We start from the raw sequence: 13884 nt of genomic DNA, 5'->3' as shown, positions 1-13884 counted from the left end.
ATGAGCTTCCTTGCGCAAATATTTCGGAGGCTGAACGGTCCACGCTCGCCGCCCGAAAAGCTCCGCTGCATCAATCGGCTCGAGTTGCATGTCACCCATGCCTGCAATCTGACCTGCGAGAGCTGCTCCCACTATTCCAATCATGGGCATGCCGGCAATCTGGATCTCGCGGCCGCGGACCGCTGGATGACGGGATGGAGCAACCGCCTCGAGATGGAGGAATTCTGCTTGCTCGGCGGCGAGCCGACCGTTCATCCGCTCCTCGCCGACTTCGTGCCGCTGGTCAGGCGGCATTGGCCCAAGACGCGAATCCGCATCGTCACCAATGGCTTTTTGCTGCGCCGCCACCCCGAACTTCCGATCAAAATGATGGCCGCCGGCAATTGCGACATCGCGCTTTCGGTTCATCATGACGCGAGCTCCTACCGGGAGCGCCTGCAGCCGAGCATGGATCTGCTCGACCATTGGCAAAGCGAGTATGGCACGGTCGTGCACACCTGGCTGTCGCACGGCGTGTGGACCCGCCGCTATACAGGATCGGGCGTCGACATGCTGCCGTTCGAGGACGGAAATCCGCGCCGAAGCTGGGAGATCTGTCCGGCGAGGCACTGCAAGCAGCTGCACGACGGCAAGATCTGGAAGTGCGCACCGCTGGCTTATCTCGGGCTGCAGAAAGCGAAATACGACATCTCGGCAAAGTGGAATCCCTATCTCAACTATGCGCCGCTCGATCCGTCTGCGACGAATGGGGAGCTGGATCAATTCCTCGCGCAGGAAGACGAGTCGGTGTGCGCGATGTGCTCGTCCGAACCTCGAAATTTCTTATTGCCAAATCCGCTGCGCGGCGCGGCGGAGGCGATGCCGGATCCCTCCTAGCCGCGCCGGACTGCCGCTGCTGTGGGCCTGCGCCAAGCTTGGTGGCAGCACCACATTGGCCGATCGAATGGTTGCTTCCCAGGCCGTCCGGTCCGTCTCGCGATGCTTGGCAAACGCGAAGAATTGGTCGTTGGACATCAACTGCCAGGCGATCGAATAATACAGCTCGAGGCCGAACATGCCGGCAAGTTCGTCGCGTCTGCTGGTCAGCACCTGCCCTGCGATCCCGCGCAGGATCCGGAAACGCTCGGCCTGATCGCGCACTGCATTCGGCGTCTGACCGCCGAGGATCGCGCGATTGCTGAAATTGTTCTTGCCGTGGCGGCGGTGTGCGCCGTGGGACCCGTCGATCACGAGGGTGCCGCCGACCGAATGGGCGAGGCGGCCGTAGTAGCTGTCGATGCTCTGAAGGCGCAAGTCGTCGATCGGCGCCATCGTCGGCGCGAGCGCGTGGATAATGCTGGTGCGGAACATGATACCGCTTGTCGCGCTCCAAATCCAGCGATCGAGCAGCCAGCTACTCCACCATGCAGGAACGTAATGCAGCCGAAAGTCCAGGGTGCCCATCTGCAACGGTGTGCCGGGATCCCAGCTTCGTGCGCGGGACACGTCAGTCCAGTTGGTCTCCGCTTCGGATTCGCGCCACTTCTGATGCCAGTGACAGGTCCCGGCCAGCAGCTGGCCCGCCGCATCGATCTGGACCTGATCGCTGACGCTCAACGCGGCCGAATTCAGGTCGTTGAGATGGGCTTTGACATGAGTGGATATAAATTGCGGAAAGAGAAAGTCGTCGGCATCGAGATAGGTGACGAACGCGCCCTTGATCTCGTCGAGAACGTCGAGCGCGTTCAGCACCTGGCCGCGATTTGTGCTCCGGCAAACCAACCGGAACGATCCGCGGTGTTGGCGTGCCAGCGTCGCTTCGATAATGGCACGTGAATCGTCGGTCGACGCACAGTCGACGATAACGCAGTCAATGCTGTTATAATTCTGTTCGGCCACCGAGCGAATGCATTGCTCGATGAAATTACCGTAATTGTGATTGATGATCACGACCGAAACCAGCGGCGATTTGACGGCTGTCGTGGCGTGCTGGAGCACGGTCGTCGGGACAAGCTCGTTCATTCCTGCAATTCCAATCGGGCTGAGCATGGCGAGGCGGCGAGGAGAACAAGGGCGTCGTCAAGCTGTCGCTCGGCGGCTGTGCAGCGCGGGGCGCCAAAGTCTCGCGCGATGTCGTCGCCTCTCTCGGCCAGAGTCTTGCGCGCGGCGGACAGCGTCGCCTTGAAGAGATCGGCTCTATCGAATCGTCCGCTTGCGGCCTGTCCGCCGAGCACGGCATTGTTGCTCCAGGTATTGCCGCCATGCCGCCGATACGCGCCGTGCGCAGCGTCGATCAGCAGCGTGCCGCCGAGGCAATGGGCAAGGCGCGCATAGTAGGAATCGATGCCGACATGCGCCGGAAAAACCTCGCCCGCCCTCATCGTCGGCGCCAAGGTTTTGACGACGTGTGTGGGAAACATGATCGCGCTCGTGCTGCCCCAGATCCAATGCGCGATCGTCCAGCCGTTCCAGTCGGGAGCGATGTGTCGGACAGCACCAGAAGCTGCGCCCCGGCTTGCGAACTCGTGCCATTTCTGATGCCAGTGGCAGGTTCCCGCCAGGACGTGACCTTCGGCATCGATCTGTATTTGGTCTGTAACACTCAGTGCCGCCGGAATGGGGCTCGCCAGATGGGCGGCGACGTGCGCCGAAACAAACGAGGGAAACAACAAGTCGTCGGAATCGAGACAAGTGAGGAACGTGCCATTGACCTCGGGCAGGGCCGAGAGCGTATTGGGTAGATGGCCGTAATTGACGTCGCGATGGCGCACGCGAAACCGCGACGAGGGCATACGGGAAAGCGTCGCCTCGATCACCGCGCGCGAGTCGTCGCTAGATGCGCAATCGACGACGATGCATTCGATGTTCGGGTAATCCTGCTGTGCGACCGAGACCAGACACTGTTCGATGAACCTGCCGTAATTGCAATTAACGACGATAATCGTGACAAGAGGTCTGGCCGTCGTCAGCAAGGCGTCCGGACCGGCACGGCTTGTCGAATGGTTGGTCACAGACGCCATTGCCCCTTTGCAAGAACCTCGACCGATGCTCAGCCAGACGCTCGCGGAAATCAACGAAAAACGGGCAAGCTGAGACGATATGGCGGGATGCGGGGTTGTCGCACGGCGGGTGCAGCGCTCCGCCCGTGCCTAGTTGACCGAGCCGTTGGGTGTTTTGCCCGTCGGGCAACACAAGCTCTTGTAGCCCGCGGTTTCGTAGGGTGGGTAGCGAAGCGTAACCCACCGCTGTGTTTTGCCGCGGATGCAGAAGAGGTGGGTTAGGCCTAGCGGACTGCGCTTCGCGCAGCCGCCGGGCTAACTAACCACCCTATACCCTACGGGACCTCCATCGGGGCTGCGGGACTTACCCCGCGTTGGCCTTTCTGCTTCTCTTGTCGCGACCAAGCCGGCGATTGCGTGCCCCGGTGGCGTCTGCATGGCCGGGGGCATAGGCCTGCTCTGCAAGACCGACATGGCGGTTGCTGCCGATCACGTCATCTTCGGCCTTCCGGAGATGAAGCTCGGCATACTCCCGATGCAGGTCCTCAGCCTGTTGCAGAACATCGCGCCGCCGCGCCTCGTCAACGAATGGGCGCTCACGGGCGAGCCGTTCGACGCCAAGGTGGCGCTGGGCGCCGGCCTGCTCACTACGTCGTGCCCGCCGCCGAGCTCGATGCTAAGGTCGACTGGCTGATCGGCCGCATCGTCGACAAATCCCCGACAGCGATCCGCCGCGGCAAATACGCCGTGCGCGCCATCGCCTCGATGTCGTTCGACGAAGCATCGCCTACTACGAAAGCCAGATCGCGCTGCTCGCGATGACCAGGACGCCAGGGAAGGCCTGAAGGCGTTTGGCGAGAAGCGGAAGCCGGTCTGGTCAGGAAGATAGCGATCGTTCCAGCGCATATGTTGGGTGCTGCAGCTCAGTGACGTACCCCTATTCCGCTGGGCCATCGGCATTTAGTCGAATCAGGAGTGATCTTGTTCGCTCCCCGCGACGCTTTTGTGTGGCCGCGATCAATTGCTTGCCGGTGCGCTTGGCGTAGGTTGGCAGTTGGCGACTTGATCTATGACGGCCATCCGATGCACTTGTTCGAGGTGAAGCGTCCGGAAGAATCGAGATATCCGTACGACTATTACAAGCATCTCTCGACCATCCCTTCGGAACGGGCATTTCGTCCTTTGGAAGCCGGTGGGTGTCCCTTGGTGAAATGAGCCTTCGCTTCCCCTTGCTCGACAATAGGACTGCTGGCGCCTGCCTTCGGCTGGGAATATGGTCAAGGCCGCCGCCGGCAAGGCACGCTGACCAGACGCCATGGCGGCCGAGGTGATCAAAATGGGGATCGTCGACGACCTTACGCTTTTCGTGGAGACGGTCAGGGCCGGCAGCCTTTCTGCCGCAAGCCGTAAGACCGGCATTCCGAAGTCCAGCCTGAGCCGTCGTATCGGCGATCTCGAGAGCCAGCTTGGCGTGCACCTGCTCTACCGAGGGCCGAGAAATTTCTCCGCAACCGAAGTCGGAATTTCGATCTATGAACGGAGTGAGCGGATCAAGGAGGAGTTAGATGCCATTAAGGCGCTGGCGGAGAGCTTTTCAAATCACCCGTCAGGCAAGCTCCGCATCTCTTGCCCGGCCGTGCTGGCCGAAAGTCTGGTTTCCGAATTCGCGATCGGATTCTCGATCGTGCATACCGACGTTCGCATCACCCTGGATAGCGCGGTCGGTGCTTTCGATACCGCGATCGGCGACTATGACCTGATGATTCACCCGGCGCGCGGGGACACCATGGCCGACTCCGAGCTGGTCCGGCAAAAGCTTGCCGCCGCAAGCTACCGGCTCGTTGCCTCGCCTGGCTTCATGAAGCCACTCGGAATGATCAACGATCCATCGGAGCTTCAGGACCGGAACGGAATTGGCTGGGCGGCAGACGGCCATCTGGCACGCTGGACGCTCGTCAACCGAAACGCAAACACGACCGAATTGAACGTCAATCTGAAGTTCAGCGCGAACAACCTCAACGTGATCAGGCAGGCGGCGTTGAGCGGCGCCGGCTTGGCACGGTTGCCGCTAACGATGTGCGAAGCCGACCTCGTGGAAGGACGTCTGGTGCTTCCGCTGTCCGATTGGGCGCCGCCTTCTGTTACCGTTTATGCTCTTTACCCTTCGCGGCGGTCATTAACGCTTGCCGGCCGCCTGTTTGTGGCCGGATTGGCTCGTCATTTGCAGGACAGGATGCCGGCAGCCTAACCGAGTCGTGGCGAACAGCCCGCGGCCAACGAGACCTGATCCGCAATCATCCTGGGAACGCGGCTTGCAACGTGTCGCTTATTGCTTCGGCTGGCGATGAACGGACAAGGGGTTGGGAACTCCCGCGGCTATGCGAGCTGCCCGTTGCGTCCTCCATCCCGCTGAGAGCCGCCTGTCCCGGATTCGGAATGCACGGTCCCATTCCTGGGTCTCGACAAGCCCCGAACGAAATCTTTTAACAAACGAATGCGCGAGACAACGTAGTCATCGGGGGATGAGCTTGACGAACAAGATAAATGTGATTGGAAGGGGCGATGCGGCAAGCGTCGCAAGCGCCTCTCCTGCTGTTTCCGAAAGTCTTCAGCCGTCCCTTCTCAAAACCTTGCTGTTGTGTTTCCTAGCGATATTGCTCGACGGCCTTGATACGGGCTCCATCGGAGTCGCCGGTCCGGCAATCGCGGCTCACTTCGGCGTGTCGACAGCGTCCTTGACACTGCCATTTATCATGACAAGCATCGGAGCCGTGTTAGGATATCTGGCTTCCGGCTATCTGGTGGCCCGATGGCGGGCCCGACGTGTGTTGATTTTCAGCGTGATTGGATTCGGGGTGCTCACCTTGGCAACACCCTTTGCGAGTTCGATTATTGTCCTGTCCATCCTCCGCCTTGTCACGGCCATAGGACTTGGCGCTGCACTTCCCTCGGCCGTGGCGATCGCGGTCTTGCAGGCGCCCGTCACGCTGCGAGCTGCCGCCACGATCGTGGTCGGAACGGGACTTGCTGCGGGTGGGGCCCTAGGCGGTGCGCTTGGCGGCCTTCTGACCAGAAAGTATGGCTGGGAGTCACTGTTCTACTTCGGAGGCGCGCTTCCATTGTTGCTGTCACTTGTACTGTTGCGCTGGCTGCCTGCGTCAGATGAAGCCGATGCTGCGGCAACGGCGGCGGGCGACAAGCGTATGGCGGGAAATCTGAAGCTCATCTCAAGCATATTTGCCGGTTCGCTCGGCGGTCGAACCGCAGGTCTCTGGGTCTTTTCATTTCTCATCTTCGCCGACGCCTATGCACTCATCTTCTGGCTGCCCCCGCTGCTGATCGGGTTCGGCTTTCCGGCCGCGGACGGCCAGTTCGCGGTCGGCTTCTTCAGCGCCGGCGGCCTGATCGCCAATTTGATTGTCGTGCCGCTGGTGGGCCGCTTCGCCGTCACCAGCGTGATGAGGATTGCCGCGTCGACGGCTGGGCTATGCGTGACTGGAATCGCGCTTTGGGCGACGACGTCGTGGGTCTGGGCGCTGATTCTAGGTGCCGGCGCCGGGCTTATCGCCTGTTCGGTCGGCCAGTCGGCGCTGGCCGTCTCAATCTATCCCGCGCCGTTGCGAACCAACGGCGTCGGCTTCTCTGCGGCAGCGGGGCGGATCGGTTCGATCGTCGGGCCTGCTTTCGTTGGTCTGCTGTTCTCGCTTGGCTGGTCTCCGAAATCCATCGTCTTGGCGGCGGCCGTGCCGATCCTGGCCGCGATTCTCGTGCTGTTGCTCCTCCCGCGATCGGTTCAGGGCAGTGAGCTTTGGGATGTTTCCGCAGGGAAGCGGGGCACCTGATCGCATTTCGCGAGGTGCGCCAAAACTGACCTACCTTGAAATCTCGAACGAGGCGGCTGTTGAGTAGGACTCGGAGTTCTAGATGATGAGGACCCGGGGATCGGGGAGGGCGCCAAGGAGAACCGCGTCAGGGACCGTGAACAGCTGCACGGTTATGCCTCCATCGAAATGCATCTCAATTTGAAATGTCGCTTAATTGCCTCGACGTCGACCATGACTGGCGGAACGAGCGCGTAATGCTGGCTCACATCCGCACACACGCCCGGTATGGCAAGAATTGTTGCTCTCGCTCCGTGAATTCGCATCGGAGGGGCATCGTCGAGCGGGCGCTCAATAGCAGGCTTATCGGAACAAGGGTCTTCAAACGCCATCCGACAGAGCAAGACTATCCAATTGCCGGTCCCAAGAAATTCGTTTGTTGATTTCCTCCGCCGCGCGCACGAGGTCCGCTTGGACCAAGGATGGCTGGCTCGACTGGTTTATGTGGGGCAAATATCTCGCACCACTCGAAATCGCTCTTCGCGTCGTGTGCTTCTCCGCTGGAAATATTGTATACACGGTCTCTGATCTGAATTCGCGATATCGACGCGAGTCGCCGCTTGTTCCCATAAAGCCAACATGGCCGGCACTCAAAGCCGGACGGCGCCATTCGTTGATGAACTCGCTTCGACGTTCGATGCGCCCGCTGAATCACTTCGCCTCCGAGAGGCGTTCTCCTTTGGCCAGGTCATCGAACCGTGACGGCCGGCCGATCGTGACTTTCGACCGCTTGTAGATCCGACCGCCGGGGCGCCACGGCACTGTCATCCGCCTTCACATAGACATCGACCTGCTGACCGACATAGAGCGGCAGATTGCCTTTACTGACGCTGTAGATGACTTGGAGTACGCGCGTGTCGACGCGCTCGGCACTGAGACCCGTTAACGAACTTTTTGGTACGACAAAGGGCTCGACATAGGCGAAGCGTAGATCGAAGCTGATCGCGCTGTTGCCCCGAAGAAAGCCCTTGGCTGGCGTGCCCGGAGTGAAACGCCATGCATCATTTTCATCGATATCAATTCTGACATGAAGGGTCTGCGTGTCACCCATCAAGATGAGAGGTTTGGAGAGCGCTCCAGTCTGGGCATATTCGCCCGGTGCGACGTTTACCTGAAGGATATCTCCGGCAATGGGAGCACGGACCGTGAGGCGTTCGACCGCGGCTTCAGCTTCCTGCAATTGAGCGGCCGCCAAATCTGCATTGGCCCGAGCAGAGGCGGCTCTGGCATCCGAAAGCGCCGCGTCGTATCCGCGGCCGGCGAACTCATCGGGGCTAATCACGTTCCTGTCGTGCAGAGGCTTCGCTTGATCCAGCCGGCGACGCGCATTTGCGAGCGACAATTCGGCCTCGCGAATCTGCAGCTTCGCGAGCGTTGTAGCCGCTTGGCGCGTGGCAAGCTGGGTCTCGAGATCACACCCATTGATGTGGAATAGCGCCTGGCCCTGCTTCACCCGGTCGCCAACCTTCTCGTTAACTTTCCCAACCACCCCGCTGGTTGGTGTGCTGATGGAGACGTTGCGGGTGCTGGCCTCGATCATGCCGCCTCCGGCAACATAGCTTTGATACGGTGCTGCTGCCGGCTGCCCGATCGGCTGAGCGACGGGGCGCGGTGTACCTGCCTGGAGGACGAGCCAGAGACCGCCCAGAATGCCAAGCACAGCTAGAACCGGTAAGGTAAGCCGACTTTTCATCAAGAAGTCACTCCCGCTGCGTTCCTTGGCTCCTCGAAATGGGTAATGCGGCCGTCATCCATGTGCGCGATCCGATCGGCAAAGCGGAGGATGCGCTGATCGTGAGTGACGACGATGAGGGTGCGGCCGTCGCCCGTGGCGATGCCGCGCAGGATATCGAGCACGTGTTGCCCGGTCGCATGATCGAGCGCGCTTGTCGGCTCGTCACAAACGACCAGCTCCGGCTCGTGGACAAGCGCGCGAGCGATTGCGACCCTTTGCTGCTGGCCGCCAGACAGGTGGGAAGGGAAATGCTCGGAACGTTCTGCAAGCCCGACTCGCTCCAATGCCTGACGCGCTTTGACGATGCCCTCCCTCTCACTCATCCCGTTCAGAAGGAGCGGAATCATGACGTTCTCAGCAGTCGTCAGTTGAGGAATCAGGTTGAAAGCCTGGAATACAAAGCCAAGCGATCGCCGCCTGAATGCAGCCTTGGTCGTTTGATCCATGCGCTCAATATCCTCGCCGAGCACAACACATCGCCCACTGTCATGAGCGAGAAGGCCGGCAATAATCGAGATCAACGAGGTCTTTCCGCAGCCGGAGGGGCCGACGAGCATGATGAGTTCGCCTCGGGCGACCTCCAGATCGACACCGCGTAGCGCGGTCACTTGCTGCGCGCCTTGCCCATAAACTTTGGTGAGGCTGCTGCAGATGACGCTTGTTCCAGCATCGAGATGTTGTTTTGCGGCTGCGGCGGTCATGTCTTGAACACGGAGGCCGGATCCAGACGGATGGCCTTGTGCATGCTCAGGCCCGAAGCGATGACGCATAGAAGAACGATTCCGCAGGCACTGACGAGAAACAGCGACCAACTCAGCTCGAACGGAAATCGGGGTCCGATCACAAGGCTGAACAGCGAAATGAGACCCACACCGAGACCGTAACCGATCGCCCCCGCAACGAGCGCCTGCGCCATGATCATCGTGAGGAGTATTCGGTTCGTCGCGCCCATCGCCTTCATGACACCGAAATAGCGTAGATTCTCGAGCGTGAAGTTGTAGAAGGTCTGCCCGGCAATGAGCCCGCCGACAGCAAAGCCGATGATGGCGGAGAGTCCGAACAGAGTGAACGCCGGCGTGTTCTGGATGAGATACCAGAGCGTCATTTGCTCGAATTGCTCCCGGGTAACGGCAGCAAGTCCCGTCCAACCGCGGATGTTCGAGATCACCGAGCCCACTTCAGTTCCGGTCTTCGCCTTCACCAACACGAAGGACAGTGTTTTCCTCTCGCTCGGTACGTAGGACTTGGCGCGAGAGTACGTCGTGTAGATAGTCGGCACGCCGGTGTTGGTCGTGGTGGCTTCGCTGATGCCGACGACCACCGCACGACGCTCGTTCATCTCAATGACATCGCCGATCATGAGTGGAACTGGTGGTTCACCGGAGCGTGGATTGGGGCGGGCAAAGCGGTTGTTCGCCCCGTCAGCGCTCACGATCACTCCGTCCGCTCGCCGAAGGTCGGCGAGTTTGCCGGACAGTATGATGGGCGGCCCACCGATCAATGTCGTATCGTCGAGACCAATCAGGACGGAATTCTGGAAATTGCCGTCGGAAAGTCGTACCCTTGTTGTACCCTTGTAGATCGGCACGGCCCAGCCAACGCCTTCGACGCCGCGAACACGCGAGACGGCGGTGTCCGACAGAGGTTTAACATCATCAATATACCGCACCATCGGGTCCATCACCCAGATGTCGGCGAGTGCGGCGTCGGACACGAAGCCGTAACTTCTCTTCACGAGCCCGAAGAACATTGCCGGCTGCTGAGTCATAATGAAGGTCGTGAAGACAAGCCCCAGTACCATGCCCAGATACTTACCCCGATCGCCGGTGAGCATCTTGAGGGCAAGGAAGACCATAGCCTTCCGCTCAATCGGTCGAGTAGGCTGTAATCCCGCGGTCGGCATCAATTGTTCTGGAACATGGGCAGGCATTGCTTTGGGAACCTGTCGGTGTTTTCGGCCACGCAACGTTGGATCGCATCCCGGTTCGGCGCGAATCCCGGTCGGCAGAGTTTTTTGATTTCCTGCCGACACATTTGTCTGACTTCTTCGCTCATCGCGGCCTGCGGACTCTGCTTCGGTTGAGCCCGAGCCGCATTGGGAATAAGGACAGCAATAATAAGGAAGAGCGGAATTCGTCTCATGATCAGGAGCCTCCAAGCGTGACGTTACGACGCGTACATAGGCTTCATCGGAGGCATCCAGGCTTAAGTTATGTTAATAGATGTTTGCCCACGGAGGTCCTTTGTGCGGATACCGCAACAAAACTAAATATTTGAGCCCGTGACGTCGTACATTGTCGCTGGGATACTGGGCAGAATGTGGAGCCTGCTGAAATGTCGGTCTTGGAGCGCGGCGAAGTCGTGTCACCGGTCTATACCGCTCACCCCTATACAAGACCCCATATCCTGCTCGTCGAGGATGATCCGGAGATCTCACGGATGCTGACGGACGTGCTATCGGAGAGTGGGTTCGTCGCCTCGTCCGTCGGTTCGGCCGTGGACATGGATGCGCTCCTTGCGCGGGAAACGGTCGATCTAGTCGTACTGGATATAATGCTGCCGGGTGAGGACGGTCTCAGCATCTGCCGCAGGCTCAGGGCGGCGTCCGCGATTCCCATCATCATGTTGACCGCGCGCGGCGAGGATGTCGATCGAATCGTCGGCCTTGAAATCGGTGCTGACGACTATGTCGCCAAGCCGTTTAATTCGCGAGAGTTGGTGGCGCGCATCCGTGCGCTCCTGCGCCGCGCGCAAGGCGGGCAGGAGACAGGGCGCATTCGAGCGCGGCAGTTGACGTTCGCGGGATGGCAGATCAATCCCACGACGCGGCAGTTACAAGACCCTGAAGGGGTTAGGGTCGCGATGACGAGCGTGGAGTTCGACCTGCTCCTGGCCTTCTGTAGAAATCCGGGCCGCGTTCTCTCGCGCGAGCAACTGCTGGAACTGGTCCATGGTGGCTTGGCAGGACCGGTCGAGCGCAGCATCGATGTTCACGTCAGCCGCATCCGCCAGAAGATTGAGATCGATCCGCGCGATCCGACGCTGATCAAGACGGTGCGCCTGGGGGGCTATTTGTTCACCCCTGACATAGGGGAAACCTGATGCGGCTTCCGGATCGCCTGATCCCTCGCAGCATCACGACACAGATCACCAGCATCGTCGCGGTTTCCGTGGTGCTCGGGCTCGTGCTCACCGTCACAATGTTGCTGTCCTTTGGCGTGGTTAACAGAGACGGCGCGTCTGCTGTGGCCGAACGGATTGCCAACATTACCCGGCTTGTGCGCTCAGCGGCCAGTCCAGCAGAGGTAGGCGTCATCATAGCCGCCGCCCAGCGTTCTGGCATCGACGTGAGATACGTGGCCTTAACCGATCTGGAAGCATCGCCTCGCAACGCCAGGCTGCCTCTTCTGTCCGGACTGGTCGTACACCAATTGGAATTCAGTCAGAACATAGAGGTCATCGACGACGCTCGATATCCGGCCGGTCCCGTTCATCAACTGATCGTAAAAATGGATGACCGCGCCGCCCTGATCTTTGAAGCATCCGCGGGGACAAGCGTATCCAGCTTGATGTGGCGCTTCCTTCTGGCGCCGACCACTTTGACGCTAACAACTGTTCTAGTCTTCGTCCTGCTCCTATCAATCTATGCAGTCCGTTGGATCATTGCGCCGCTCTCCGCCGTCGCTGCGGCAGCGAATTCATTTGGGCGCTCCCCTGACAATAATCATGCGGTCAACCGCCGCGCTCCTCGTGAGATCGCCCAGGTCGCGGACGCGCTCAATGAAATGCGGATACGCATTCGTAGCCTTCTTGATGATCGAACGCGCATGCTCGCCGCCATCAGTCATGACCTCAGAACGCCTCTCACGCGTCTGAGGTTGCGAGCAGAGAAGGTTGCCGATCAAAGCTTGCGCGAAAACATGCAGCATGAGATCGAGCAGATCAGTCACATGCTGAACGAAACGTTGGATTATCTCCGCCATGACGCAAGATCCGAGGGGATGTCGCGCGTCGATCTGCCCAGTATTCTGCAAACGGTCTGTGCCGATTTTGCCGATGTCGGCCAAAATGTTTCCTATGAGGGGCCGGGGCGCCTCACTTGGACGTGCAGGCCGACCGCTCTCACGCGCGCGATCAGCAATGTCGTCGCAAATGGCGTGAAGCACGGCTCGTTCGTCGCTGTGAGTTTGAAAACTGATGGCGACGCGACGGCACAGATCGACATATCTGACGACGGCCCTGGCATCCCAGATGCTCTCCGAACCAAGGTCTTCGAACCCTTTTTCAAGGGCGATGACGCGCGCGCGCTCGCGGGTGATGGTTTCGGCCTTGGGCTTTCTATCGCGCGCGACGTTGTAAGCGGGCACCGCGGTGAGATCAGCCTGCTCCAGCGGCTTCCGGTTGGCTTGACAGTTCGAATCCAGCTGCCGCGAGCAGGCGAGACCGGGTCTGCGCGTGCACCGGAGCCGGCAGTCGAGTCGCTGCCACGCCCGGTATTTCATTCGTAACTAACACGCAGCTCTCGGACGTGCCACCACACGGAATCAAATCGAGGAGACGCCGCCAGCACTGGTGCATGGTGATCGGCTGAATTGGCGCCGAAATCGATGGCTTATCAGGAACTGTAACACGCAACCTTCGCAGGCGCCAATCGCCAACTGGCATCGTCTCCAATTAGCGGGTTTCTAGATCCCCCCTTCTGTTAGAAGAGCAGTCGTTTTCGTTCTCAGGAAACGAAGACGTCGAGGTGATAGTGATTGGCGATCTGAAACTGCGCCATGATGCGTCTATCGACGAGCATAACCGGCTCGGGAGCGCATGTATGCTATTGCGAGCCAACCGCCCGGGCTTCTCATCCATTAAATCGTTCAGATCAGATGACGGTGAATAAATAGCTGTTTCCGCTTTGCGTCGGAGGACGCATTAGTAACCTGGCGTACGCATCTTGCGAGCACGTAGAGACAACGAAACACGGGCATGCAGTATTGTTTGTCAGCGGGGTTTTGCCAAGTACGCTCGTCAGCCCTGCGTGCTCGTCAGGTTGAACGAGCGCACTTGCTGAAGTAAGCGTCCGCGATAAACGAGCGAAAAACTGGCATCCGCATGGCGCCAAAATGAATAGCGTTCCAACAAGAGCGATGTAGCGTTGTTTCTAATGTCTCCCTGGACGGTCCTGTTGATTGGGGCGCCCAAACTCGGGCCTGGCAGTAACTCGCCAGGCCCTTTTTTACCGGAGCTTTGGCTACCGCCGATCGGGATCCGCTCCATTGGACTTAAACGTCGGTTCGCG

The 13884-nt window shown here is 59.7% G+C and carries 12 protein-coding genes and 1 pseudogene; 7 read left to right on the top strand and 6 right to left on the bottom strand.

What is annotated here, in order from left to right; all coding sequences use genetic code 11:
- Positions 1–876, top strand: a complete 876-nt coding sequence (locus QSV46_RS21125; RefSeq protein WP_314955784.1) for a radical SAM protein — start codon at positions 1–3, stop codon at positions 874–876.
- Here the strand turns inward: QSV46_RS21125 and QSV46_RS21120 are convergent.
- Positions 823–2001, bottom strand: coding sequence for a glycosyltransferase family A protein (locus tag QSV46_RS21120; RefSeq protein WP_314955781.1), 1179 nt, complete (start codon positions 1999–2001; stop codon positions 823–825). The genes QSV46_RS21125 and QSV46_RS21120 overlap by 54 nt on opposite strands.
- On the bottom strand, positions 1998–2990 hold the full coding sequence (locus QSV46_RS21115; protein WP_314955778.1) for a glycosyltransferase family 2 protein: 993 nt from the start codon (positions 2988–2990) through the stop codon (positions 1998–2000). Before QSV46_RS21115 ends, QSV46_RS21120 begins: the two co-directional genes overlap by 4 nt.
- A gap of 343 nt (positions 2991–3333) precedes the next feature.
- On the opposite strand from QSV46_RS21115, the gene QSV46_RS21110 reads away from it, so the two are divergent.
- The 4 genes and pseudogenes from QSV46_RS21110 (at position 3334) to QSV46_RS21095 (ending at position 6820) form a co-directional block, all read left to right on the top strand.
- Complete coding sequence (locus QSV46_RS21110) at positions 3334–3672, top strand: enoyl-CoA hydratase-related protein (RefSeq protein WP_314955919.1); 339 nt, start codon at positions 3334–3336, stop codon at positions 3670–3672.
- A 383-nt stretch (positions 3673–4055) separates the two neighbouring features.
- Positions 4056–4193 (top strand): annotated as a pseudogene (locus tag QSV46_RS21105) (ABC transporter permease); the annotation flags it as partial.
- A gap of 100 nt (positions 4194–4293) precedes the next feature.
- Positions 4294–5226, top strand: a complete 933-nt coding sequence (locus QSV46_RS21100) for a LysR substrate-binding domain-containing protein (protein WP_314955775.1) — start codon at positions 4294–4296, stop codon at positions 5224–5226.
- Positions 5227–5506: 280 nt separating this feature from the next.
- The gene (locus QSV46_RS21095; protein ID WP_314955773.1) at positions 5507–6820 is read left to right on the top strand and encodes an MFS transporter; all 1314 of its coding nucleotides are present in this window, start codon (positions 5507–5509) and stop codon (positions 6818–6820) included.
- Positions 6821–7547: 727 nt separating this feature from the next.
- Here QSV46_RS21095 and QSV46_RS21090 read toward each other — a convergent pair.
- The 4 genes from QSV46_RS21090 to QSV46_RS21075 form a co-directional block, all read right to left on the bottom strand.
- Positions 7548–8399, bottom strand: a complete 852-nt coding sequence (locus tag QSV46_RS21090; protein WP_314955771.1) for an efflux RND transporter periplasmic adaptor subunit — start codon at positions 8397–8399, stop codon at positions 7548–7550.
- Positions 8400–8551: 152 nt separating this feature from the next.
- Positions 8552–9295: an ABC transporter ATP-binding protein gene (locus tag QSV46_RS21085; protein ID WP_314955768.1), complete on the bottom strand. Its 744-nt coding sequence runs from the start codon at positions 9293–9295 to the stop codon at positions 8552–8554.
- Positions 9292–10449: an ABC transporter permease gene (locus QSV46_RS21080; RefSeq protein WP_314955766.1), complete on the bottom strand. Its 1158-nt coding sequence runs from the start codon at positions 10447–10449 to the stop codon at positions 9292–9294. The genes QSV46_RS21085 and QSV46_RS21080 overlap by 4 nt, the downstream gene beginning before the upstream one ends.
- A gap of 47 nt (positions 10450–10496) precedes the next feature.
- Positions 10497–10736, bottom strand: a complete 240-nt coding sequence (locus QSV46_RS21075) for a hypothetical protein (RefSeq protein WP_314955763.1) — start codon at positions 10734–10736, stop codon at positions 10497–10499.
- 192 nt (positions 10737–10928) lie between these two features.
- Between QSV46_RS21075 and QSV46_RS21070 the strand changes: the two genes are divergently transcribed.
- Together QSV46_RS21070 and QSV46_RS21065 are read left to right on the top strand one after the other, a co-directional pair.
- Positions 10929–11696, top strand: coding sequence for a response regulator (locus QSV46_RS21070; protein ID WP_314955761.1), 768 nt, complete (start codon positions 10929–10931; stop codon positions 11694–11696).
- Entirely contained in the window at positions 11696–13102 is a 1407-nt protein-coding gene (locus tag QSV46_RS21065; RefSeq protein ID WP_314955758.1) for an ATP-binding protein, read from the top strand. Before QSV46_RS21070 ends, QSV46_RS21065 begins: the two co-directional genes overlap by 1 nt.
- Positions 13103–13884: the final 782 nt, after the last annotated feature.

The sequence above is a fragment of the Bradyrhizobium cosmicum genome (genome assembly GCF_032290525.1).
Lineage (GTDB): Bacteria > Pseudomonadota > Alphaproteobacteria > Rhizobiales > Xanthobacteraceae > Bradyrhizobium > Bradyrhizobium cosmicum_A.
This window is presented reverse-complemented; position numbering and strand designations above follow the sequence as displayed.

Coding starts and splice junctions, on each gene's coding strand:
- QSV46_RS21125 (WP_314955784.1), top strand. CDS start 1: ATGAGCTTCCTTGCGCAAATATTTCGGAGGCTGAACGGTCCACGCTCG.
- QSV46_RS21120 (WP_314955781.1), bottom strand. CDS start 2,001: ATGAACGAGCTTGTCCCGACGACCGTGCTCCAGCACGCCACGACAGCC.
- QSV46_RS21100 (WP_314955775.1), top strand. CDS start 4,294: ATGGCGGCCGAGGTGATCAAAATGGGGATCGTCGACGACCTTACGCTT.
- QSV46_RS21090 (WP_314955771.1), bottom strand. CDS start 8,399: ATGATCGAGGCCAGCACCCGCAACGTCTCCATCAGCACACCAACCAGC.
- QSV46_RS21085 (WP_314955768.1), bottom strand. CDS start 9,295: ATGACCGCCGCAGCCGCAAAACAACATCTCGATGCTGGAACAAGCGTC.
- QSV46_RS21080 (WP_314955766.1), bottom strand. CDS start 10,449: ATGGTCTTCCTTGCCCTCAAGATGCTCACCGGCGATCGGGGTAAGTAT.
- QSV46_RS21075 (WP_314955763.1), bottom strand. CDS start 10,736: ATGAGACGAATTCCGCTCTTCCTTATTATTGCTGTCCTTATTCCCAAT.
- QSV46_RS21070 (WP_314955761.1), top strand. CDS start 10,929: ATGTCGGTCTTGGAGCGCGGCGAAGTCGTGTCACCGGTCTATACCGCT.
- QSV46_RS21065 (WP_314955758.1), top strand. CDS start 11,696: ATGCGGCTTCCGGATCGCCTGATCCCTCGCAGCATCACGACACAGATC.